Origin of the sequence: Enterococcus sp. AZ120 (assembly GCF_050546165.1) — a bacterium.
GTDB classification, from domain to species: Bacteria; Bacillota; Bacilli; order Lactobacillales; family Enterococcaceae; genus Enterococcus; species Enterococcus faecalis.
This window is the reverse complement of the sequence record NZ_CP172950.1, coordinates 978942-1001077: the sequence shown is the minus strand read 5'-3', so window position 1 is coordinate 1001077 and position 22136 is coordinate 978942. Positions and strand designations below refer to the sequence as shown.

Below are 22136 nucleotides of genomic sequence, written 5' to 3'. Positions count from 1 at the left end.
GTAACTTGTCTTGAACTCTTTTAAAAAACGCTTTTTTTATTATATTTTGAAAATAAATATATAATTTTCTATATAAACTAATTTCCCTTAGATAAAATTGTTTCTTTCAATGTTTGAATTGCTTCCAACAAGATGCGATTTTTATTGATTTTTGCATACGCGCGGGCATCTTGTAGTAGTTCTAAAATTTGCTCTTGCGGCTTTTCTTCAGCTAAGGCATTTTTCGCAAGTTGGAAAGCTGCTCTTGCCAAGTAATACGTGACGTGATTATCAGAACAGATGGAAATCGCATACTCTAACAAAGCATCACTTGTTTCTAAATCGCCTTTTTCTGCATAAAAAACACCACAGTGAAAGACAACATTTAATACTCGCCAAGTATCTTCCATTGATTGAATAGTATAGAGATAAATTTCCTTGAAGACCTTATTGAAATAAAATTCGGCTTTCTCAATTTCGCCTTCTTTGGCATAGGCCATGCCAATTCCAGTAAAAGCTAACAAACGGTAAATATCGCTCGTGTATTTTTGCTCTTCAAACAGAAGTTTTTCAAAGGTAAATAAGCAATCCATCAACGAAGCATTTTGAAAAATCATGACAAAGCCTTGTAAATAATAATATTCTAATAACAGTTGGGAATCTTTGATTTCATCAAAAGGAATATTTTTTAAAATTGTTTGCAATTGGTCATGTTCGCTGGTAATCAAGAAGAATTCTGCTTCTTCCATTTTTTCAAGAATTTCAGGTTGTTTAATCCCTACGCGCGGGAAGAGTTCCCCCAAAGGTAGCTCTAAACGATTACATAGTTGGATCAATATTTTTAAAGTTGGGACTTGACCATTCTTTTCAAAGCGACTAACCGTAACTTGCGTACAAATCCCTTTAGCCAATTCACTTTGCGACAAACCACGTGCTTTGCGTTTTTCTATAAACCGTTGTATATTCATTGCTTTTCCTCTCATTCTCATCTTCTCAAACTTACTATAATACAACTTACCTTAAAAATATATATAGAAAAAGAAAAATGTTTATAACAAAAAAGAACACAGACAACTCTTTCATTAAAAGTTTGTCTGCGCTCTATTAGAACCTGAATCACTAAACGTCAATCCAGCGTTATTTAATCAATCCGATACGTCCTACTTGTTCTGTTTAGAGAGCAGCTCTTTTTTTAGCTTCTTTCACAAACGTATTCATGGCCTGATATAATTTTTCCTTGATTTCTTTGAGATTAGCTTGTTGTAATTCTTTATTGGCAACTAACTGTTGACCGTTCACCCAAACAGCTTCAACATTGCTAGCATTTGCTGAATAAACCAACGCTGAATAGGCATCAAAAATCGGAAACATATTAACTGATTGCGTTTCAATTAATGTTATATCCGCTTTTTTGCCCACTTCCAATGAGCCGACTTGCTCCGCCAAGCCTAACGTTTTAGCGCCCCCCATCGTTGCCAGATAAACAATTTCTTTAGCAGGAAACAAAGAGCGATCTTGGTGTGCTGTCTTATGAAAATTCGCAACCATACGCATTTGGGTGAATAAATCTAATGTATTCCCACTACTAGGTCCATCCGTGCCTAAACCGACAATAATCCCTTGATCAAGCATTTGCTTAATCGGCGCTACGCCTTTGGCTGATTTAGTATTCGCACCGATACAATGAGCGACACGCGCTTTTCCATTAGTCGCAGCTAAACTCGCAAGATCTTCATCTGTTGCCAAAATACAATGCGCTAAAATAAACGGCTCGCTCAAATAACCCAGTTCTTCTAAGAAAGCAATTGGTGTTTTTTGATAGGCTTTTTCAAACTCAGCCATTTCATAAGTCATTTCAGCAACGTGCATGGTCACAGGAACTTGGTATCGCCGACTAAGTTCAATAATTTTTGCCAACACTTCTGGTGAGTTGGTATTCGGTGCATGTGGCGCAAGTATAGGCGTAATCAACGGATGGCCTTGCCACTTGCGAATAAAGGTTTCCGCGTAAAAAAGACCGCCTGAAGGCTCCGGACTATCACAAGTGGGCATATCAATGATCGTCTCTCCGAGCAAAGCACGAACACTCATTTTTTCACAACTTTTAGCAATTTCATCTTCAAAATAATACATATCACAAAAGCTCGTAATACCACTCAGTAACATTTCGGCAATTGCATAATCACTACTGCATCCTACTAATTCTTTTGTCATGAATTGTTCTAATGGAAAAAGAAAACGCCGGAGTCGATCTGGCACATCGTCTCCTAACGAACGAAACGGAATCATGCCTACATGGGTATGGGTGTTAATCATCCCAGGCATTAAAATTCCATTTTGACCATCGATTACTTGATTTGCAGCCATTCGCTTTTCATCAAGTGTGGTCATTGGTGCTAATTCCACAATTGTGTCTTCTTCAATCACTAAATAGCCGGCTTTGATTTCTGAAAATTGCTCATCCATTGTTAGTATATGCACATTTTTAATGAGTGTTTTCATGCAAAAGAACTCCATCCTCTGGAAAAACTAATGGATAGAAACGTTGTGACTTCGTATCCATCATCCCAAAATCTGTCACTTTAATGGCTGGCGAGACAGGCAATGATAGTGTGGAAAAGGACATGATTTCATTCATATTTTGATAGCCTAACGCTTGCATAGCTTGTCGAACTTTTTGTAAAGAAGCGCCTAATTGTTCAATCGGTGCTTGCGATAAAATCCCACCAATTGGTAAAGGACAAGTTGCCATCACTTGCTGATCCGAAGCAACCAAATAGCCGCCTTGCATCGCTAATAATTCATTCTGCGCTAACAGAATATCCTCAATCGTATTACCCATCACCATTAAATTATGATGATCATGGGCCCAGGTTGTCGCAATGGCTCCTTTCTCGGAAAGGGGTTGATCCATTAAAGAAAAAGAAATATTACCATTTTTTCCGTAACGTTCCATCACAATTAATAAGGCACAGTTGGCTTTTTGCCATTGCAACAATCCATTTTCAACAGGAATTTCTTTTGTAATTCGCTCTGTAAATGTGCCAATTTCTTGTTTTTGAATCACATTACAACGAACTGTTTCTTTTGTTGTAGCCACCTTTAAAAGTAAATCTTCTTCTGTTAACTTTTTACATTGGATGGTTTGTTGATAAGTGGCTGGAAACTCTTCGATTTTTTCTGGGTAATGGAAGGGCTCGCCTTTTTCAAAAACAACCTTTCCAGATTTATAAACCGTAGTAATATCAAAACTTTCTAAGTCATTTAATAACAAAAAGTCAGCTTTTTTACCAGGTGCAATTTCGCCACGATCATGGAGACCCATTCGTTTGGCCGGCGTATAAGTTGCCATATAAATGGCTTTTTCGATAGGCAACCCTGCTTGAACGGCTTTTTTGACATTTTCATTTAGATGACCTTTTAGCAAATCATCAGCCATCACGTCATCCGTGATAATACTTGCATAATTGTAGAAGTCATTGTCTACTATCACCTGAATGTTTTCAGGAGTGATTGATTTATTTTGAAATTGAATAAAGACGCCCGCTTCAATTTTTTCTTTTAACGTTTTAGGAAATTGATGGGTATGATCTGAAGTGATACCACTATATAGAAAATCTGCTAACTCTTGATCTTCGATTTTAGGACAGTGGCCTTCTAAAGGCATGGTTGGTCGTTGTTTTTGACACAAATCGATAATTTGACGAATTAAAGAATCTGGCTCATAGGAAATCCCTTTAAAATTCATGGCTTCCCCTAAACAAATCACTTTTGGCTCTTTGAGTAATTCTGCTACTTCTGCTAAGCCGATAATCCCACCAGTTGTTTCTAATTCGGGAGTGGTCGAAGGAACCGAGGAAGGAATTGCGTGAAAGATATCTAGTTCTGTTTCAGCGGCCATAAAAGCTTTTAAGCCTTCTAAGCCAAATACGTTAGCCATTTCATGGGCATCGGCAATCACCGTTGTCACACCGTAACGCACTACTGCTTTGGAAAAAATAGTAGGTGTCGTCATGGAACTTTCAATATGCATGTGTGCATCAATTAAGCCGGGAATCATCCATTGATTCTCGGCATTAATTGTTTTTTTGGGCTGCAAATTGACGTTCTCTTCTTCATAAATGTAATAAAATTTATCATTTTTAATCGCAACATTTCGTTGAACGAATGTTTGAGTGACTGTTTGATACAGCCACACATTTTTTAGTAATACATCGACGTTCATTTTGTCCCTCTTTTCTAAAACTATTGATTCATCGTCCGATTCCATTGATCAATCCAATCCGCTAGTTGACTATTAATAAAATTAAAATCGACTGTTTTGGCACGTTCGGCAATGGCACCATATGTTTTATTTTTCGCTTCTTTTTCGCTTAACGTTACTTGTTGATTTGTAGGTCCTTCATTTAATGAAATCGCTTTGGCCTTTTGTGATTCTTCACTAATCCGTGCGTTAACAAATTTAAAGGCGGTTTCTTTGTTTTGTGCTTTTTTAGGAATATTGACTGTATTATAGTTGGCATACGTGCCGCTTTCTGGGACGACATACGTCACGTTTTCTGCTGCGCCTTGAATAATATCAACCGCAAAATCAGCAACCACAGCTGCTTCAATTTCACCAGATTGGAACATATTAGCTAAGTCTGACGATTTTGAATACGTTTTAACAACGTTTGGTTTTAATTCTTTCATCGCTTCAAAAGCGGCCTTCCCGTTATCTTTTGTAATATCTTGACCAGCATGTTCACTGGCAACGTATAACATTAAAGGACCTGCCGTCGTGGCAACGTCTGGAACAGAAATTTTACCTTTCAAATCAGCTGACCATAAGTCATCCCAGTTCTTAATTTCTTTGCCTAATTTTTCTTTGTTGTAAACAATCCCGATACTGTTTACAGCGATTGGTACGCCAGCACCACTTTCAAAAACCTCTTTTGCTCCCGGCGTTAACTGACTTAAATTAGGTACTTCTTTTTCTGTAATTTTTTCAAATAACCCTTCTTTTCCACCTTGTGCTGCATTTGCTTGTGCTAATTCAATGACATCAATTCCCGCATTGGGATTATTTTTTAATTTCGTAAAGCGGTCTGCGCTATTGCCTACTTCTAAGGTAACTTTCGCTTCATTCTCTTTTTCAAACGGAGCGATAATGTCTTTTTTGACAATATCTTCACTTAATCCGAAAGTTGAAACGACTAAAGCATTACTTCCACCTTTGCTCTCGCTTTTCGTAGTTGCTTCGCTGTTTCCACAAGCAGTCATTAATAACGTTGCAGCGACTAATGTCCCTAAAATTACGCGTTTTTTCATTTTTAAATCTTCCTCCAAAATGGTTTTTATTTTTCTAAAATAACTAATTTCTCAGCTGGAAAAGCCAAGTGAATGGTTTCGTTTGTTTCATATAACTGTTCACTTGTTCCATTAACCAGCAATGTACCTAACGCTGTTTCCACTTCATATTGATAGCTTTTCCCTAAAAATGTTCGGACAGCGACAGTACCTGCGACAGTATTAGTAGCAGCTTCTGAAACAATCTCAATGTCCTCTGGACGAATCGTTGCCACCGTCGTTGTAACATTTGGTTCAGGATTAGTCGTTTTCACTATTTGATTTGTTTGTGTCCGATAATGACCAGCTTCCATTTTTTCGACAGAGAAAAAGTTTTCAAAACCGATAAATTCAGCGACAAACTTAGTACGAGGCAAACGATAAATCGTTTCTGGTGAATCATATTGTTCAATCACGCCATTATTCATAATGGCCACTTTATCTGAAATAGAAAAACATTCTTCTTGGTCATGTGTGACAAAAACTGTCGTAATGCCTAATTGTTGTTGAATCCGTTTGATTTCAATCCGCATTGCCACTCGCAATTTTGCATCTAAATTACTCAACGGTTCATCTAGTAGTAATAGTTTAGGTTCAATAATCAGAGCACGTGCTAGCGCAACCCGCTGTCTTTGACCACCAGATAATTGTTTTGGATAACGGTCGCCCAAGCTTTCTAAACCACATACTTTTAGCATTTCCGTGACTTTTTGGTCCATGGTTTGTTTGCTTTCTTTGCGTAATTTCAACCCAAAAGCGACATTTTCTGCAATCGTTAAATGGGGAAATAACGCATAGCTTTGAAAAACCATCCCGAAGTTTCTTTTATGGACAGGAACCTTTGTTAGTTCTTCTTGGTCAACGAAAAACTGTCCGTCGTTTGGCTTAATTAATCCAGCAATCACTCTTAACGTAGTCGTTTTACCACAACCACTCGGTCCTAATAAAGAAACTAACTCTCCTTTTTCCATTGAAATATTTAAATCTTTTAAAATATCTTGTTTTCCGTCATAGCTGACGCGAATATCTTTTAAATCCACAAAAGTCAAAATTTTCTCCTCTTTCTATCTCGTGCTTCTTCCATGTTTTAGGCAATGGAAGCTAGTCCCAACGTTTTTTCAATTAAAAACATTAAGCCCATTGTTAGTAGCATCAACAATACAGAAATTGCTGAAACAGTTGGATCATAATTGTATTCCATATAACTTAATAAAGAAGTAGGCAGCATCGTCACACCGGGACCTGATAAAAACATCGATACAGGAACATTGTTAAACGAATTGACAAATGCTAACATAAAGGCTGCAAAAATTCCTGAAGACACATTGGGTAAAACAATTTGAATAAAAGCTCGCAATCTTGTACAACCTAATGTCCAAGCTACTTCTTCCATTGAATAATCTAGTTGTTCCATACTTGACCCAACCACTCGAATAATATAAGGCAAACTAATTAAAAAATGCCCCATTAATAATCCTTGAAAGACAGGCAAACCTAATTTAATAACAATATATTGAAATAACGTATACCCGACCACAATTCCTGGAATCACAGTTGGGGATAAGAAAAAGCTTTTAATAAAGTTGCGCCCGCGAACGGAATAACGTGCCAGCGCATAGGAAGCCGGAATCCCTACTATTAATGCTAAAACAGTCGCTAATACCCCAATCAACAAGCTTAACTTAAAACTGTCCATAAACGTTTCCGATTGTAAGGCTTTGGCGTACCAATCTAAAGTAAATCCTTTAATCGGAAATTGAATCGCTGCGGCTGTTCCAAAAGAAGTCACCACAATCAAACATAATGGTAAAAATAAAAACAGAAAAACTAGAATTGCAATAACAGATAGTCCTTTTTGCTTACGCATGATTTGCTTCTCTCCGATCTACTTTCTTAGCGACCATGTCTAGGCCTTTCATCACAATTAATGTTGTTAAAATCATAATAAATGCAAGAACACTCGCCGATTGCCAATCACCTAAAGTATTAGCCTTTTGATATAAGAAGGTCGACATCATCATTTTTTGGTTACCACCTAACAGCTGTGGCGTCGTATAAGCCGTTAAAGTTCCTGTAAACACTAATATACTTCCTACAATGGTGCCTGGAATTGATAAAGGTAAAACAATTTTCCGAAAAGCCGTCATTGGATTGGCGCCTAGCGTCTCAGCCGCTTCTAGCATTTCTCCTTCAATGTTTTCCATAACCCCAACTAATGTCATAATCATTGTTGGTAAAAATAAATACACTGAACCGATAATAATTGCAAATTCTGTATACAATAAATTCAGCGGTTGCTCAATTAAGCCTGTTTTTAATAACAACGTATTCACTACACCGTTTTTTCCTAAAATGTTAATCCAAGCAAAACTTCGAATAACTGAATTGGTTAATAGTGGAAACAAGGTCATAGCCATTAAAAAGCCACGCCATTTTTTGGAAACTCCAGCAATAAAGTATGCCGTTGGAATGCCCAACACGATTGAAATACCCGTCACAATTAACGAAACTCTTATCGTTCGCCAGAAAATTGAAACATTATAGTCATCTTTAAAAAAAGTAACATACTGATTTAGTGTCAAGCCATGATCAGTAAAAATGGTTGGCAAAATGCTAGTAATTAATGGAATCATTAAGAAAAATAATAATAGTACTAGCCCCGGTGCCACAATTAAATAAGGAACTTTCTTGTTCATTCGTACACTCCTCGTTCGTTTTTTCACTTCATCAGTATACGCAAGGAAAACGTATATTTCAACACATTTTCATCTTTTTGTTCGTTTTTAAACCCGAACGTTCGTATATTTTTTCGAAAAAGGTTATTAAAAAATAAAACACGAACATTAAACAAAAAAACACAAACAAGACTGTTTGTGTTTTTTGTCAACTTTTTTATTTATCACTTAATTTTCTTGGAACGTTTGATCCTTTTCCATCATTTTCACTATAATACCATCTTGATACACCTGATAATATCCGAACAATTCATTCTCTTTTGAGACACTATTCTTTTCAGATATAATTTGAACAACATAACTTCCTTTATTTGACTGCTTAAACGTATAATGAAACGCCGAGTCATTCGTTGGTATCCCTAAACCATTTTGTAAAAATTCAATCGCTTCCTGTTTAGTATAAGATTCTGCTTCTAATTGCGTTCCTAAATGCGGATTTTTTTGATCAACAAATTGTCTTGCTTTGTCATTATTAGCAGACTTTTCTATAACGACTTCCTGTTGCGAATTCCTACTTCCTGAACAGCCAGATAATACAAATAAAATCATCAACAACCCGAAACACTTACTCAAAGTTTTCTCCTCCTCTCCATTTTGATTAGTGATACTTGATGATTTCTTTTATATTTTAGCATGCTTGATATAACGAATTGTGCTCAAAAAAGACAGAATCAACAAGTAAAAATTGTCGACTCATCTTTCTCTACTAATATTAAACACTATCTGTCTCAATATTTTCGAATTCCCTGTAAATTACTGATAAATAAAAACAGCTCCTTTTGCGTATACTTATATTATCAGCACCTAAAGGAGGAACTTTCTTGAAACAAAAAAATCTACTCACTTATCAATCACTTGCAGCCTTGTTGCTAGTATTCAGTCTCTTTAGTTTTGACCCATCGGTTTCTTTTGCCACCCGTTCTGGAAAAACGCCCGTTTCAGTTGAACTAGAAATTGGAGGGCTGCCTGGTGATGAATCGGTTGACGATGCCATTTATCCTGATTTAGAAAATCCTAACACTAGTTTTGACTTGCTCTTTATTCCGAAAGAATTTACTTTTGAAACCCAAGCGATTTCTGGTGATTTAACGGCAGTTCCTATACGACCTTCTGAAGGCAATACTCATACAATGAGACACTTCGGGATGGGGGATGTTCGCGGAGCCTTAACTGGTTGGCATGTCACTGCTGAAATCCCACACATGCGAAACGAAGCTCATTCTTTACTAGGCATCATTACGTTTCAATTAACAGGCGGCTATGCTCGCTATGACAAAACGTTAAGGCGTTTCTTTATGACAAATACAATGTATGGACTGGATTTTTCAGAAGATCCTGCTGCACCCGACTTCCCGACCAACCCAATTATTATCGGTAACGGTGCGACTTTAATGAGTAACGCTGGTGATAGAAAAGGACAAGGAATGTGGAGCGGCCGCATGACCGATATTTCTCTTGCAATCCAAACCCCTGTTTCACAATTATTTCCTGGCGCATATACAGGTTCGATTATCTGGAATTTAATCTCTGGACCTGCATAAAATAAAAAAACGCTTAGAAAACTAGCGGAATCACTACTCTTCTAAGCGTTTTTTTATATCATAAGGACTATTTGCTCCTTCTATTTGTCTAAGCATGCTTTACCACTTTTCGTTTAACGAATCACTTGGCCCCAACGGTAATCAAACTGATACTCTTGATTACCATTATTCAGGTTAATTTTGTATAAATAACGCGGGACTTTAATGAATAACGCATCCTCTACTTGAAAAGCTTCAATAGGTACATTTTCTTTAGTTAAAAGCAACGGTGTTTGCCACTCGTATGTTTTTTTCTGCCAATTGTATAAGCCAACTATCGCTTGATTACTTTGTCTTTTCTTGTATGACAGAACATAATAATTTGCTTCATCTTTCTTGCCTAATAAAACTGGTGCTATTAGTTGCTCTTCTAGTTTTCCTTGCACTGTTGTACGCTCTTCCGATGACAGCTCTTGACCAATTTGACTCTCATTTGAATCTACCGTCCATTTAGGCGCTTCTTGTGTTTGAAAGACTTCTTTGAAAGTTGGGTCTTGTTTTAACTGCCAATTTTTCAAATCTAATTGATAATATCGATTGTTTAATCCATAAATATAGAGATAGCGATTATCCATAAAACGATAATCAACGAAATCAGAGCTTAAATAGTCTTTTAATTCAGGGAATTTCTTCACTAAATCCGCTTCAGAAAACTGTTTTTTCCCTGTTTTTGTATCGAGTAAGTAAATGGCCTCGTTATCAGCATTATTCAAAACCACATATTGATCTGTTTGACCAATTAAATAATCACGCCAACCTAAACGTTTACTCCACATTCGTTCGCCCGTCTGACTATTAACAGAAATCACTTGGAACAATGAGTTACTGGTGCTAATGCCATTCGTTCGTCCATTTGGAATAATCATTCGCTCGATTGAAGTTAAGCCTTTCGTTTTTTCAGAATAAAACGTCGCACTTTTCTCTTCAATCGTTACTGAACGAAACATTCCGAAAAATATCAAACCAGCAAAATGTACCACTGCAAGATAAACCAATAAAATTAACGCATAGGGAACCAGTCTCCTTGTACTCCGCCTTCTTATTAAGGAAATAACCAAAATACCACTAATTACTATAAAAATAATTGCTACAATGATAACAAAAATATCATGATAGAGCCAACCAGATAATTGCCAACTTCTATAAAGTGTGTCCATTACGCCATCCTTTCCAATTGTTATTTGCTTATTATAAAAAGGATACTATTTTTTTTTGAAAAATAACAACAAAAAGCGACGAACATCAATAAGCCCATTCAAGTTGACTAACTAGGTCAACTTGAATGGGCGTGGAGAAATGTGCCTTGTTATTCAGTTATTCCGCTTCTTCAATTGCAGACAAAGCTTTTGCAATATCAATTTCTTTATTCCGATAATCAGCATCATGAACTGGAAAATGCTGCCGCAATTCTGCTGTTTCCATCCACGAAACAGTCCCTTGTTTAATGCCAAAATCAAGAATGTGCCCACCAAATTGGTGATCCTCACTGATAAAGTGCAAATGAAACCCTGCGGCAGAAGCACCATGAAATAATTTAGGTGTAAAGAACCCTACAACTGTTCCCTGAATATTCTCCGCTGTAAATTCAGGTTGATTGCGTGCGGCTTCTACAAATGGTGGATACGGTTTTTCTTGTTTAGGTGCCACACGGACATGCATCTTCGCAAAAAGACCGCTAATTTTAATTGCCGCAAAAAAATTAGGACTAATTTTTTCTAAAATTTGTGCTTTAATATTTTCATCGGTTTCTGTTGATACAGGGAATGCGCCATCTTCTTGAAAACGAGTAACTGCGGCATATGGCGTTAATTCTTCGCCTTCTAAAATAGTAATTTCGCCAGTTTGATTTGCATGATACAATGTACCGTCCAATAAAATAATTTCGCCATTTGAGCCTTCTAATGTCCCAATTCCAAAATCACCTTGCGTGAGTAACGTACCAATTTCTGCCGTTCCTGCCATCAAACTTTCCATTAAACCGCCTAGCGTACCATGTTGATAAACATATTGTTCGCTCATTTTTCCATCTCCTAATAAAGTTGATCTGGTAACAATGTTTTACCTAATTCTTGATTATCTGAATAATCCACAGGAACATCAATAATCACTGGGCCTTCTGTTTGCATTCCTTCTTCTAAAGCTGCGGCAAATTCTGCTTGTGAATGTACTCGAACCCCTTTGGCTCCAAAAGCTTCAGCATATTTCACAAAATCAACTGGACCAAAATCTACGCCAGAGGATCGATTATATTTCATTTCTTCTTGGAATTTAACCATATCATAACTACCATCATTCCAAATAATATGCACGATATTTTGCTTTAACCGAACCGCTGTTTCTAATTCTTGCGCTGAAAATAGGAAACCGCCGTCCCCAGAAACAGAGATAATTTGTGTATTTGGACGAACTAGTGCAGCTGAGATTGCCCAAGGCAAAGCGACACCTAATGTTTGCATACCGTTACTAAATAATAAATGACGCGGTTCATAACTTCTAAAGTGGCGAGCCATCCAAATGTAGTGGCTCCCTACATCAACAGTAACTGTCATTTCATTCGTGATTTTTTCTTGAAGCGTTTGAACAATTTCTAATGGATGTAATCGATTTTCAATTGTACTTGTTTTTACTTCTTTAATCGTTAATTTTTCTTGAAGCGTTTCTAAATAATCTTGCGCATCTTCTGTTAATATTGGTTCACTAAATGCTTCTGATAATTTCAAAATATTTTTAGACATATCACCAATTAGCTCTTCTTCCGGTTGCATATATTGATCAATTTCCATTTGAACTTCATCAATAACAATAACGCGCGCATCTTTTTCTGCGTTCCAATTACGTGCTTCATATTCAATGGGGTCATAACCAATCGCAATCACTAAATCACTTCTTTTTAACAAACGATCCCCAGGTTGGTTTCGAAATAAACCAACACGCCCAAAGAAATGTTCTTCTAATTCTTTTGAAATAATTCCTGCTCCTTGGAACGTTTCCACGACTGGCAAACCAGTTATAGCAACCAATTCACGAATGGCTGCGGTAACTTTTCGTGCAGAGGCCCGCATTCCTAAAAGTAAAACAGGTAATTTCGCTTGCTTGATTCGTTCAGCTAAAGCTGCGATTGTTTCTGCTGATGCATGGCCCAGTTTCGGAGCCGACAAAGGCTTAATTGCTTCGCCTGTCACCGGACTATCTGTGACATCTTGTGGGATCGATAAGAATGTTGCGCCTTTTTTCGCTGTTTTGGCGATACGGTAAGCATTGGCAATATTTTCAGATAATGTTTCTGGATCTTGAATTTCTGTACTGAATTTTGTTATTGGACTAAATAATGCAGCATTATTCATGCTTTGGTGAGTTAATTTTGACAAATCGGACCGTTTCACCTGTCCAGCCAATGCTAAAACAGGGTCCCCTTCTGCAGTCGCAGTTACTAACCCAGTTGCTAAATTGCTGGCACCAGGTCCACTAGTTGCAATAACTAAGCCAGGCTCTCCCGTCAAACGACCAATCCCTTGTGCCATAAAGGCAGCGTTTTGTTCATGTCGAGCTAAAATTAATTCTGGACCTTTGTCAACTAATGCATCAAAAACCCCATCAATTTTTGCACCGGGAATCCCAAAAATATAGGGCACTTCGTGATTGATTAAACTTTCTACTATGATATCTGATCCTTTTTTACTCACTGTTATACCTCCAATTAAAATCTGTACTAATTACAAATACAAAAATACCACTAAAATTCTAATTAATCAACAATGAAACACCTTGAAAACGTGTAATATACTAATTCGCATATTTTAATAGAATTGAGATATTTCAAAAGATTAAGCAAAAATAATGCAAAATACCTTAAAGTTTTATAGTCTTTCAACAATTATTATATACTTCTTCACTAAAAATTAGTAAGATTAACCTATAAGAAAAAAATCACAACCTGTGATAAATTATTGGAGGAAAAATATGTCAAAAGGGAAGAAAATTTTTGCCATTATCTTTGGAATTATCTTGGTTCTATTTCTTGCAGTTGTTGGAATGGGAGCAAAACTTTATTGGGATGTTTCTAAATCAATGGATAAAACCTATGAAACAGTAGAACGATCTAAAAAAAGTCAGGTCAATTTAAACAATAAGGAGCCTTTTTCTGTTTTATTATTAGGGATTGATACAGGCGATGATGGGCGTGTCGAGCAAGGTCGTTCGGATACAACAATTGTTGCAACAGTTAATCCTCGTGACAAGCAAACAACCTTAGTCAGTCTTGCTCGCGATACCTATGTTGATATTCCAGGTCAAGGAAAACAAGATAAATTGAATCACGCCTATGCTTTTGGTGGCGCATCTTTAGCAATGGACACAGTTGAAAACTATTTAAACATACCTATTAATCATTATGTTTCAATTAATATGGCTGGTTTAAAAGAATTAGTCAACGCGGTTGGCGGAATCGAAGTGAACAATAATCTGACTTTTTCTCAAGACGGGTATGATTTTACGATTGGTAAAATTTCATTGGATGGTGAACAAGCACTCTCCTATTCAAGAATGCGTTACGAAGATCCTAATGGTGACTACGGCCGCCAAGAACGTCAAAGAAAAGTGATTGAAGGCATCGTCCAAAAAGTCTTAAGTCTTAACAGCGTAAGCAACTATCAAGAAATTTTAACAGCTGTTTCTGATAATATGAAGACAGATTTAAGTTTTGATGACATGAAAAAAATTGCCTTAGACTATCGCAGTGCCTTTGGTAAAGTGAAACAAGACCAACTTCAAGGTACTGGTTTTATGCAAGATGGTGTTTCCTACCAACGTGTGGATGAACAAGAATTAAATCGTGTCCAACAAGAGTTGAAAAATCAATTGAATACAAAATAAAAATAAAACCCACGAGTACTATAAATACTCATGGGTTTTATTTTCTCTTCTATTAACGTTCTTGTTTCACCGCTTCTAAAGCCGCTGTATTAATAATATTCCAAGGTTTGTCAAACGCTGGTTGGAAGAAGAAATCCGCATAGGCTAAGTCTTCAATTGTCATTTTGGCTTGAATCGCTAATGAAATAGCATTAATGTTTGCAGTTAAATCTGCTTTCGACATTAATTGAGCGCCTAAAATTTGTGTTGTTTCAGGATCATACACTAATTTAAACCAAGCTTTTTGTTTGTCTGGATTGAAGTCCATCAAGTAGTCTTCTACTACTGTCACCGCTTTTGTTTCTTTTCCTAATTTTTGAGCCATGACTTCGTTAATCCCTGTTGAAGCAAATTTATAATCAAAGACGGCCAAGCCAGAAGATCCTTGAACACCAGGGAAAGGTTTAACTGGTTCCTCTAGGTTTTTCACAGCAAAGCGACCTTGTTTACGAGCATTCGTTGCTAAGGCAATATTTACTTCTGTGTCTGCAGGATTGTATTTAATTAACGTAGCATCTCCTACTGCAAATACATCCGGCTCACTTGTCCGCATGTATTCATCCGTCTTGATTAGGCCATTCGGATGTAATTCCAAGGTACCTTTTAACCAAGCAGTGTTTGGACGGACACCAACCGCTACAACGACCAAATCAGCATCGTACGCATTTTTATCTGTAACGACTTTTTGCACACGACCGTCGCCTTCGTAACGTTCAACTGTTTCACCAGTTGCAATGGTAATATTATTAGCTTCCATCTCTTCTGTTAAAACATCTGTAAATTCTTTATCTAGATATACCCCTAATGGACGATCTAAAATGTCAATAACAGTAACCTTTTTGCCGGCTTTTGCAAATGCTTCGGCAGCTTCAATCCCAATATAACCACTACCAATCACAACCACATTATTGACTTCTGGATCTACTGTTTTTTGTTTTAATTTAATGGCCCATTGACGACCACGCATCAAGTAAATATTATCCAAATCTTTACCTGGAATATCTAATTCAAATGGGACAGCTCCGGGACTGATGATTAATTTATCATAATTTTCAACACGTTCTTCACCTGACACTAAATCTTTCACTGTCACTTGATGTTCTTTTGGTTGAATCGCTGTAATTTCAGTATTAGAAAAGACATTCACACCACGACTCTCCATTTTTTCGCCAGTCATATAGCGAACAGAATTAACATCTTTCACTTTTCCTTCTAGGTACAACTGCATGCCACAAGACAAGAATGAGATAAAATCACCTTTCTCATACCATTGAATTTCTGCATCAGGATGAAGATTTAGTAATTCCTCTACCGCTTCATAACCTCCATGTGATGATCCTAAAACAATAACTTTCATCGCTCGTTCCTCCCATATAATATTATTTCTTACATAATAAAGAATATCATATATTCTCAAAAAATAACAAATAATATCCTCTTTTCCATTCTCAATTAAGTTCTTTAAATGAGAATAAAAAGGAGTATCCTCTGTATTTCGCCACTTTTCAATTACTTTTTTTATTTACTAAAAAATAAAAAATACTAAATTCTCCGATACGATTGATAGGGACGCCCCACTTTTAAATAGCTATTTTTACTTTCTAAAAGGTTATTTTTTTCTAGAAACAACACATATTTACGAACAGAAACATGTGAAAGCTGACTCGCTTCTGATAATTCTTGAATCGTAAAATAGTCGGTAAATTCGTCTATTTTTTTTAACAATAATTGTAATGTTGCTTGTGTTAGTCCTTTTTCTAAGGACATGTTTTGAAGATCTTGTTCATTTTTACGTGCGTTTGTCTGTGAATAATGAAATAATTGGTCCACTTTTGTTTGCGAAAGCTCCTTCGTTTCCAGCGTGAATTGAGCAGTTTTTTTCTGATAGTTTTCGATACTTTGTTGAAATCGCTCAAAAGAAAAGGGTTTAACTAAATAGTCTAAAACGCCTAAATGTAAGCTTCGTTTAACATTTTCCAACTCATTGGCAGCCGTAATCAGGATAACTTCTGTATCAATTTTTTCATCTCTAATTGTTGCCAGATAGGTCAAGCCATTGCCATCTTTTAAATGAACATCTAATAAAACAAGTGCTGGTTGTTTTTCTTTCGTTAGTTGTAGACCTTCAGCAATTGTTGCCGCCGTAAAAATAGTCGGTTGGTGAATTAATTTTTCAAGATATTTTTGATGTATATATGCAACCATAGGATCGTCTTCAATAATCAATAGGTTCATTTTCCTCTGCTCCTTCGTAATGAACATTTATGCGAAGGACAAGCCAATTGTTTTGTTGGTTTTCCCAAGTCAATGTCGCTTCCGCATTCTCTAATAATCTTGCCAAATAAGAAGTGAAAAACTCTTGCTCAAAGCGTTCCAGTTGTTCTTTTGGATAAGCAAACGAATAAGTCGTCGTCAAACTTCCTGGCTGATAATCAATGGTTTCAATGATCTCTTCTGGCAACGTTTGCTCCATCAGGAAACGATGAATATAACGGTAGATAGCAATCAAATTTTGCGTATCTTCATCTCGTTTATTTGGTGGAATTTCTGGATAAATTTCAATAGCTAATTGTGTTTTAATTTCTGCAAACTTGATTCTTTCCCCACTTAAAAAACCTGCTAGAATAGGATTTCTGACCAAAATAGCTAAGCGCTGTGCAAATTCCTTTTCTGGTTTCAATAAATCGGCTAGATAATGTTTTAGCGCCTCATAATCTTCTAAATCGACTAAGCCATAAATGACATGCATCTTATTCATAAATTCGTGTGATTGACTTTGTAATGCCGAAGCATATGTTGTTGTGCTGACAAGCTGTTCTGCGACAATAAACGTTTCCGTCGCATTTTTCAGAAAGATAACATGCCCAATTGTTTTTTTACGGACATTAATCGGGGCGATTGAGACGAAATAATCCTGGCCATTTTGACGATAGAATTGCTCTGTTTTTGAATGTACGACTAATTTTTCAGGAGATAAAACCAATGCTGAAAGTTTCTTTCCTAGTAAATTTTCTTCACTATTTGTTATATTATGATACATTTTAGTCGCCTCAATATTTGCTAATAAAATATTTTGATCGGTATCAATCACAAGGATTGCGTCTTTCGTTTCCTCAAGCATGGCGTTTCGCTCTTCTAATAGACGAGCAATTTCTCTTGGCTCTAAATCGTGAAGTTGTTTTTTTAAATAATAAGAAACCACGATGGCTAATATAAAGCCAAAACCAACACTTAAAAGGACACTCACTGTGTAATCATTTTTTGTTCGTTCAATCAATTGTGAAAGCGAGGTCATTTTAATGCCCATTGCCACAACCCCAATTTGTTTTCCTTGATCATAGACTGGGACAAAACCTCGTAATGATTCTCCTAAACTCCCTTGACTAACAGACAAATGTTCCTCCCCTTTTAATGCTCGCACTTCATCGCCACCTTCAAAATGCTTACCTATTTTTTGGCGATCAGGATGTGTTAAACGAATCCCTTGCATATTCATAATCACGATAAAATCCAACTGATGGATTTCACCTAAACGAACCGTATACGCTTCCAATTCATCTGAATAGTGATCATTCTTTAAGGCTTCAATAACATTCGGTTCAATAGCCAACTGTTCCCCGACGGCTAAAAGTGCTTGCTCTTGGTTTTTACGAACTTCTTTAATTGTTTGAACCGTCGTTACTCCGTAAAAGAAAGTAATCATAATAATTAATGTTGCAATAAAAATCACTGATAAGAAGCACCATAATTTCCCGCCACGCTTCATTCCATCCCTCTTTTCTCTTCAAATAAAGTATAGCATAGGAAGATTTGGTTAAAAAACTTTTCTTTAGTTAAATTAATTAAATAATCTACTCCAGAGAAAACGTTTACATTATGATGAATATAGATTAAAGTTATAGGAGGAAATAGCATGGAAAAGAAATTGCACGCAACAGCTGCTAATGAAACAGATTGGCGCAACAAATTAACCAAAACGAGGATTGGTTCGGTTACGTTACCTGTTTATCTTGTAACAGCTAGCATTATTCTTGTTACGGCTCTATTAGAACAACTACCAGTCAATATGTTAGGTGGTTTTGCCGTAATTTTAACAATGGGTTGGTTACTTGGAACAATTGGTGGAAATATTCCTATTTTGAAACATTTTGGCGGTCCCGCAATTTTATCTTTATTAGTACCATCAATTATGGTCTTTTTCAATTTACTCAACCAAAATGTCTTAGACTCAACAGATATTTTAATGAAACAAGCAAACTTTCTCTATTTCTATATTGCATGTTTGGTCTGTGGAAGTATCCTTGGAATGAACCGCAAAATTTTAGTCCAAGGTTTAATGCGCATGATTGTCCCGATGGCATTAGGAATGATTTTAGCAATGGGCGTTGGGACCCTTGTTGGAACACTGTTAGGTCTCGGTTGGAAACATAGCCTTTTCTATATCGTCACTCCTGTTTTAGCTGGTGGAATCGGTGAAGGCATTCTTCCTTTATCCCTTGGTTATAGTGCCATTACTGGATTGCCAAGTGAACAATTAGTGGGGCAATTAATTCCCGCAACCATTATTGGTAATTTTTTTGCTATTATGTGTTCTGGTTTACTTAGTCGTTTAGGAGAAAAACGCCCTGAACTTTCTGGACAAGGTCAGTTGATTAAAATTACCAATTCAGATGATTTAAGTGATGCTTTAGAAGAAGACAAAGCACCAATTGATGTAAAATTAATGGGCGCTGGTGTTTTAATTGCGTGTACCTTATTTATTACAGGCGGTTTATTACAACACTTAACAGGCTTTCCTGGTCCTGTTTTGATGATTGTTGTCGCAGCCTTTTTAAAATACTTAAACGTAGTACCGAAAGAAACCCAACGCGGATCAAAACAGCTTTATAAATTTATCTCTGGCAATTTTACGTTCCCGTTAATGGTCGGCTTAGGTATGTTATATATTCCTTTAAAAGATGTCGTAGGAATGCTTAGCTGGCAATATTTTGTTGTGGTAATTAGTGTCGTTTTCACTGTTATTGCTACAGGATTTTTCGTTTCACGCTTCATGAATATGAATCCCGTTGAGGCTGCCATTGTCTCCGCTTGCCAGAGTGGTATGGGTGGGACTGGCGATGTGGCTATTTTAAGTACAGCCAATCGAATGAACTTAATGCCGTTTGCACAAGTTGCGACACGTTTAGGCGGTGCCATTACAGTAATAACAATGACTGCTATTTTTAGAATGCTTTTTTAACTATAAGTGAATTATTTAGGAGGAAAATGATATGTCAACAAAAGATGTAAAAGAATTAGCGATTGAGCAAGCAAAAAAATTTGGGGGGAAATTAGAAGTCTGCCCTAAAGTTCCGATTGAAACAAAAGCAGATTTAGGAATTGCCTACACACCAGGTGTTGCGGCTGTTTCTTCTGCCATACATGAAAAAAAAGAACGCGCTTACGAATTAACGACAAAGAAAAACACCGTCGCCGTTATTAGTGATGGTTCAGCAGTTTTAGGTTTAGGTAACATTGGTCCTGAAGCAGCGATGCCTGTCATGGAAGGAAAAGCTGCATTGTTTAAACGCTTTGCTGGTGTGGATTCGATTCCCCTTGTTTTAGATACACAAGATACCGAAGAAATTATTCAAACGGTGAAATTTTTGGCTCCAACCTTTGGGGGAATTAACTTGGAAGATATCAGCGCTCCTCGTTGTTTTGAAATTGAAGAGCGTTTAATCGATGAACTAGATATTCCCGTTTTCCATGATGATCAACACGGGACAGCGATTGTTGTTCTAGCGGCTTTGTACAACAGCTTAAAATTAATCAACAAGAAAATAGAGGACATTCATGTGGTAATCAACGGCGGTGGCTCCGCTGGTCTTTCGATCACAAGAAAATTTTTAGCTGCTGGTGTAAAACATATTATCATTGTTGACCGTACAGGGATTCTGAGCGAAACAGATACAGCTCTGCCACCACACCACGCAGAAATTGCGAAGCTAACCAATCGGGAACACCGTACCGGTGATTTAGCTACTGCTCTTGAAGGCGCTGATGTCTTTGTTGGTGTTTCGGCACCAGGTGTTTTAAAACCTGAGTGGATTCAACAGATGAATGAGCAGCCAGTTATTTTTGCAATGGCTAACCCAGTTCCTGAAATTTTTCCTGATGAAGCTTTAGCGGCAGGCGCTTATATTGTCGGAACTGGTCGTAGTGACTTTCCGAATCAAATTAATAATGTGTTGGCCTTCCCTGGTATCTTCCGCGGTGCCTTAGATGCTCGGGCGAAAAAGATTACGATTGAAATGCAAATTGCCGCTGCCAAAGGTATTGCAAAATTGATTCCCGATAATGAACTCACGCCGACCAATATTATTCCCGATCCATTCCAAGAAGGAGTCGCAAAAGTCGTCGCCGAAAGCGTCCGTAACGCTGTCAAAGAAACAAATTAAAAAGAGAAAAAAGAACAACCTAACTCCTCTTGAGTTAGGTTGTTCTTTTTAAAATCTGAAACAATAATTTATTATTTAAAACTGATATTAAACTCTTGCATATCTTTTTCAATATAAGTAAGTAATTTTTTATTTTCAAAGAAACGTGTAAAGTAGTACGCAATACGATAATCTTCAACAGCATCTAGTCCTAGCATTTGTTTATTAAACGCTTTTTCGTATAATAAGCAATCTAAAGAGTAAATAGAACTGTGCGTCCGATTAATTTCGATTCCTTTATCACTTAATTCAATACTCTTTGCATAGTCTTTAATTAATGAATAGAATTTTGCGGTATTATAATAAATACGGCATTGCTCTAATGGATAATCTAATTTGAATTCGCTTAGCAATTGTAAAGATTTATCGTAATAAACTTTTGCTTTTTCAATATCATCTTCTAATTCATATAAAATACCGATCGCATTCATACTCAAAATATTATAAATATTAATATCACGACTAATTTCAGAACCACGATGTAAATAGAACAATGCTTCGCTATTATTTTTCTTACCTAATAAACTCGTAATTCCTTTATAATAGAAAAATTTTGTTTCTAAAATTCTGTTTGAACTTTCGATATCATCTGGATAGTCTTTCAACAAATCATAGGCTTCATCGTGCTTAAAGTAAAAGCATAATTCTTCTACTTTATTTAATAAGCTTTCGAGTTTTTTCTCACTAGAACCTTCGATACATTCTTCTACTTGTAAGTCTAAACGTAGACATACAGATGAGAAAATGTCTAAACTGTCACACACATTTTTGTTTTCAATGTTACTAATTGTTGCTTGTGTACAAATTCCTTTTGCCAATTCAGCTTGCGATAATTTTTTCTTTTTACGCGCTGTTTTGATTTTTTCTCCCGCTACTCTCACAGTCAAAACTCCAATCTTTCTATTTTTTTGTATTAAACATACCATCATTTTACAGATAATGTTATAATGAAGCTATCATAATAAAGGAGGTGAAATATATGTTTGATTTACTTGCTTTATTAACTGGAATTTCAGTTCGTGGCAATGCACCACACCAATAATTACGTGTTTGTTTAACTGAATTTCTGACGGCTCTACCTATGCCAGTAGGTGGAGCCATTTTTTTATTTAATATTATAAAAT

Annotated in this window: 19 protein-coding genes; 4 read left to right on the top strand and 15 right to left on the bottom strand. The window is 36.5% G+C overall.

Features of this window, described 5'->3' with window-relative positions; translation table 11 throughout:
- Window positions 1-77: 77 nt before the first annotated feature.
- From IGJ46_RS04895 to IGJ46_RS04860, 8 genes are all read right to left on the bottom strand, one after another.
- Window positions 78-968 (bottom strand): helix-turn-helix domain-containing protein, encoded by an 891-nt coding sequence (locus tag IGJ46_RS04895; protein WP_002399965.1) that lies wholly within the window; start codon window positions 966-968, stop codon window positions 78-80.
- 184 nt (window positions 969-1152) lie between these two features.
- On the bottom strand, window positions 1153-2481 hold the full coding sequence (locus IGJ46_RS04890; RefSeq protein ID WP_002403222.1) for an amidohydrolase: 1329 nt from the start codon (window positions 2479-2481) through the stop codon (window positions 1153-1155).
- A complete protein-coding gene (locus IGJ46_RS04885) occupies window positions 2465-4249 on the bottom strand; it encodes an adenine deaminase (RefSeq protein ID WP_218391505.1) in 1785 nt (594 codons plus the stop codon). Before IGJ46_RS04885 ends, IGJ46_RS04890 begins: the two co-directional genes overlap by 17 nt.
- Window positions 4225-5289 carry an ABC transporter substrate-binding protein gene (locus IGJ46_RS04880; protein WP_002357914.1) on the bottom strand — a complete coding sequence of 355 codons (1065 nt, stop codon included), beginning with the start codon at window positions 5287-5289 and terminating at the stop codon, window positions 4225-4227. Before IGJ46_RS04880 ends, IGJ46_RS04885 begins: the two co-directional genes overlap by 25 nt.
- Before the next feature lie 26 nt (window positions 5290-5315).
- Window positions 5316-6356: an ABC transporter ATP-binding protein gene (locus tag IGJ46_RS04875; protein WP_002384674.1), complete on the bottom strand. Its 1041-nt coding sequence runs from the start codon at window positions 6354-6356 to the stop codon at window positions 5316-5318.
- Between the two features lie 38 nt (window positions 6357-6394).
- Window positions 6395-7174, bottom strand: a complete 780-nt coding sequence (locus IGJ46_RS04870; protein ID WP_002357916.1) for an ABC transporter permease — start codon at window positions 7172-7174, stop codon at window positions 6395-6397.
- Window positions 7167-8003: an ABC transporter permease gene (locus IGJ46_RS04865; RefSeq protein WP_002382189.1), complete on the bottom strand. Its 837-nt coding sequence runs from the start codon at window positions 8001-8003 to the stop codon at window positions 7167-7169. Before IGJ46_RS04865 ends, IGJ46_RS04870 begins: the two co-directional genes overlap by 8 nt.
- Window positions 8004-8210: 207 nt before the next feature.
- Window positions 8211-8591, bottom strand: coding sequence for a hypothetical protein (locus IGJ46_RS04860; protein WP_002392180.1), 381 nt, complete (start codon window positions 8589-8591; stop codon window positions 8211-8213).
- A gap of 230 nt (window positions 8592-8821) precedes the next feature.
- On the opposite strand from IGJ46_RS04860, the gene IGJ46_RS04855 reads away from it, so the two are divergent.
- Complete coding sequence (locus IGJ46_RS04855; protein ID WP_016615732.1) at window positions 8822-9583, top strand: WxL domain-containing protein; 762 nt, start codon at window positions 8822-8824, stop codon at window positions 9581-9583.
- 113 nt (window positions 9584-9696) lie between these two features.
- Here the strand turns inward: IGJ46_RS04855 and IGJ46_RS04850 are convergent, their stop codons facing one another.
- The 3 genes from IGJ46_RS04850 to alsS form a co-directional block, all read right to left on the bottom strand.
- Entirely contained in the window at window positions 9697-10779 is a 1083-nt protein-coding gene (locus IGJ46_RS04850; RefSeq protein ID WP_002357921.1) for a PA2928 family protein, read from the bottom strand.
- A gap of 157 nt (window positions 10780-10936) precedes the next feature.
- Window positions 10937-11641, bottom strand: coding sequence for an acetolactate decarboxylase (budA, locus tag IGJ46_RS04845; RefSeq protein ID WP_002357922.1), 705 nt, complete (start codon window positions 11639-11641; stop codon window positions 10937-10939).
- 11 nt (window positions 11642-11652) lie between these two features.
- The gene (alsS, locus tag IGJ46_RS04840; protein WP_218391504.1) at window positions 11653-13305 is read right to left on the bottom strand and encodes an acetolactate synthase AlsS; all 1653 of its coding nucleotides are present in this window, start codon (window positions 13303-13305) and stop codon (window positions 11653-11655) included.
- Window positions 13306-13582: 277 nt separating this feature from the next.
- On the opposite strand from alsS, the gene IGJ46_RS04835 reads away from it, so the two are divergent.
- Complete coding sequence (locus IGJ46_RS04835) at window positions 13583-14494, top strand: LCP family protein (protein WP_002404487.1); 912 nt, start codon at window positions 13583-13585, stop codon at window positions 14492-14494.
- Window positions 14495-14546: 52 nt separating this feature from the next.
- Here IGJ46_RS04835 and IGJ46_RS04830 read toward each other — a convergent pair whose 3' ends face one another.
- From IGJ46_RS04830 to IGJ46_RS04820, 3 genes are all read right to left on the bottom strand, one after another.
- Window positions 14547-15890 (bottom strand): NADH peroxidase, encoded by a 1344-nt coding sequence (locus IGJ46_RS04830; protein WP_002357926.1) that lies wholly within the window; start codon window positions 15888-15890, stop codon window positions 14547-14549.
- Between the two features lie 185 nt (window positions 15891-16075).
- The gene (locus IGJ46_RS04825; protein ID WP_218391502.1) at window positions 16076-16768 is read right to left on the bottom strand and encodes a response regulator; all 693 of its coding nucleotides are present in this window, start codon (window positions 16766-16768) and stop codon (window positions 16076-16078) included.
- Window positions 16749-18299, bottom strand: coding sequence for a Spo0B domain-containing protein (locus tag IGJ46_RS04820; protein ID WP_002379345.1), 1551 nt, complete (start codon window positions 18297-18299; stop codon window positions 16749-16751). Before IGJ46_RS04820 ends, IGJ46_RS04825 begins: the two co-directional genes overlap by 20 nt.
- 147 nt (window positions 18300-18446) lie before the next feature.
- On the opposite strand from IGJ46_RS04820, the gene IGJ46_RS04815 reads away from it, so the two are divergent.
- The gene (locus IGJ46_RS04815; RefSeq protein ID WP_002357930.1) at window positions 18447-19772 is read left to right on the top strand and encodes a 2-hydroxycarboxylate transporter family protein; all 1326 of its coding nucleotides are present in this window, start codon (window positions 18447-18449) and stop codon (window positions 19770-19772) included.
- 31 nt (window positions 19773-19803) lie between these two features.
- Window positions 19804-20973 carry an NAD(P)-dependent malic enzyme gene (locus IGJ46_RS04810; RefSeq protein ID WP_131729480.1) on the top strand — a complete coding sequence of 390 codons (1170 nt, stop codon included), beginning with the start codon at window positions 19804-19806 and terminating at the stop codon, window positions 20971-20973.
- A gap of 71 nt (window positions 20974-21044) precedes the next feature.
- Here the strand turns inward: IGJ46_RS04810 and IGJ46_RS04805 are convergent, their stop codons facing one another.
- Window positions 21045-21893 carry a helix-turn-helix domain-containing protein gene (locus IGJ46_RS04805; protein ID WP_002385984.1) on the bottom strand — a complete coding sequence of 283 codons (849 nt, stop codon included), beginning with the start codon at window positions 21891-21893 and terminating at the stop codon, window positions 21045-21047.
- Window positions 21894-22136 lie beyond the last annotated feature (243 nt).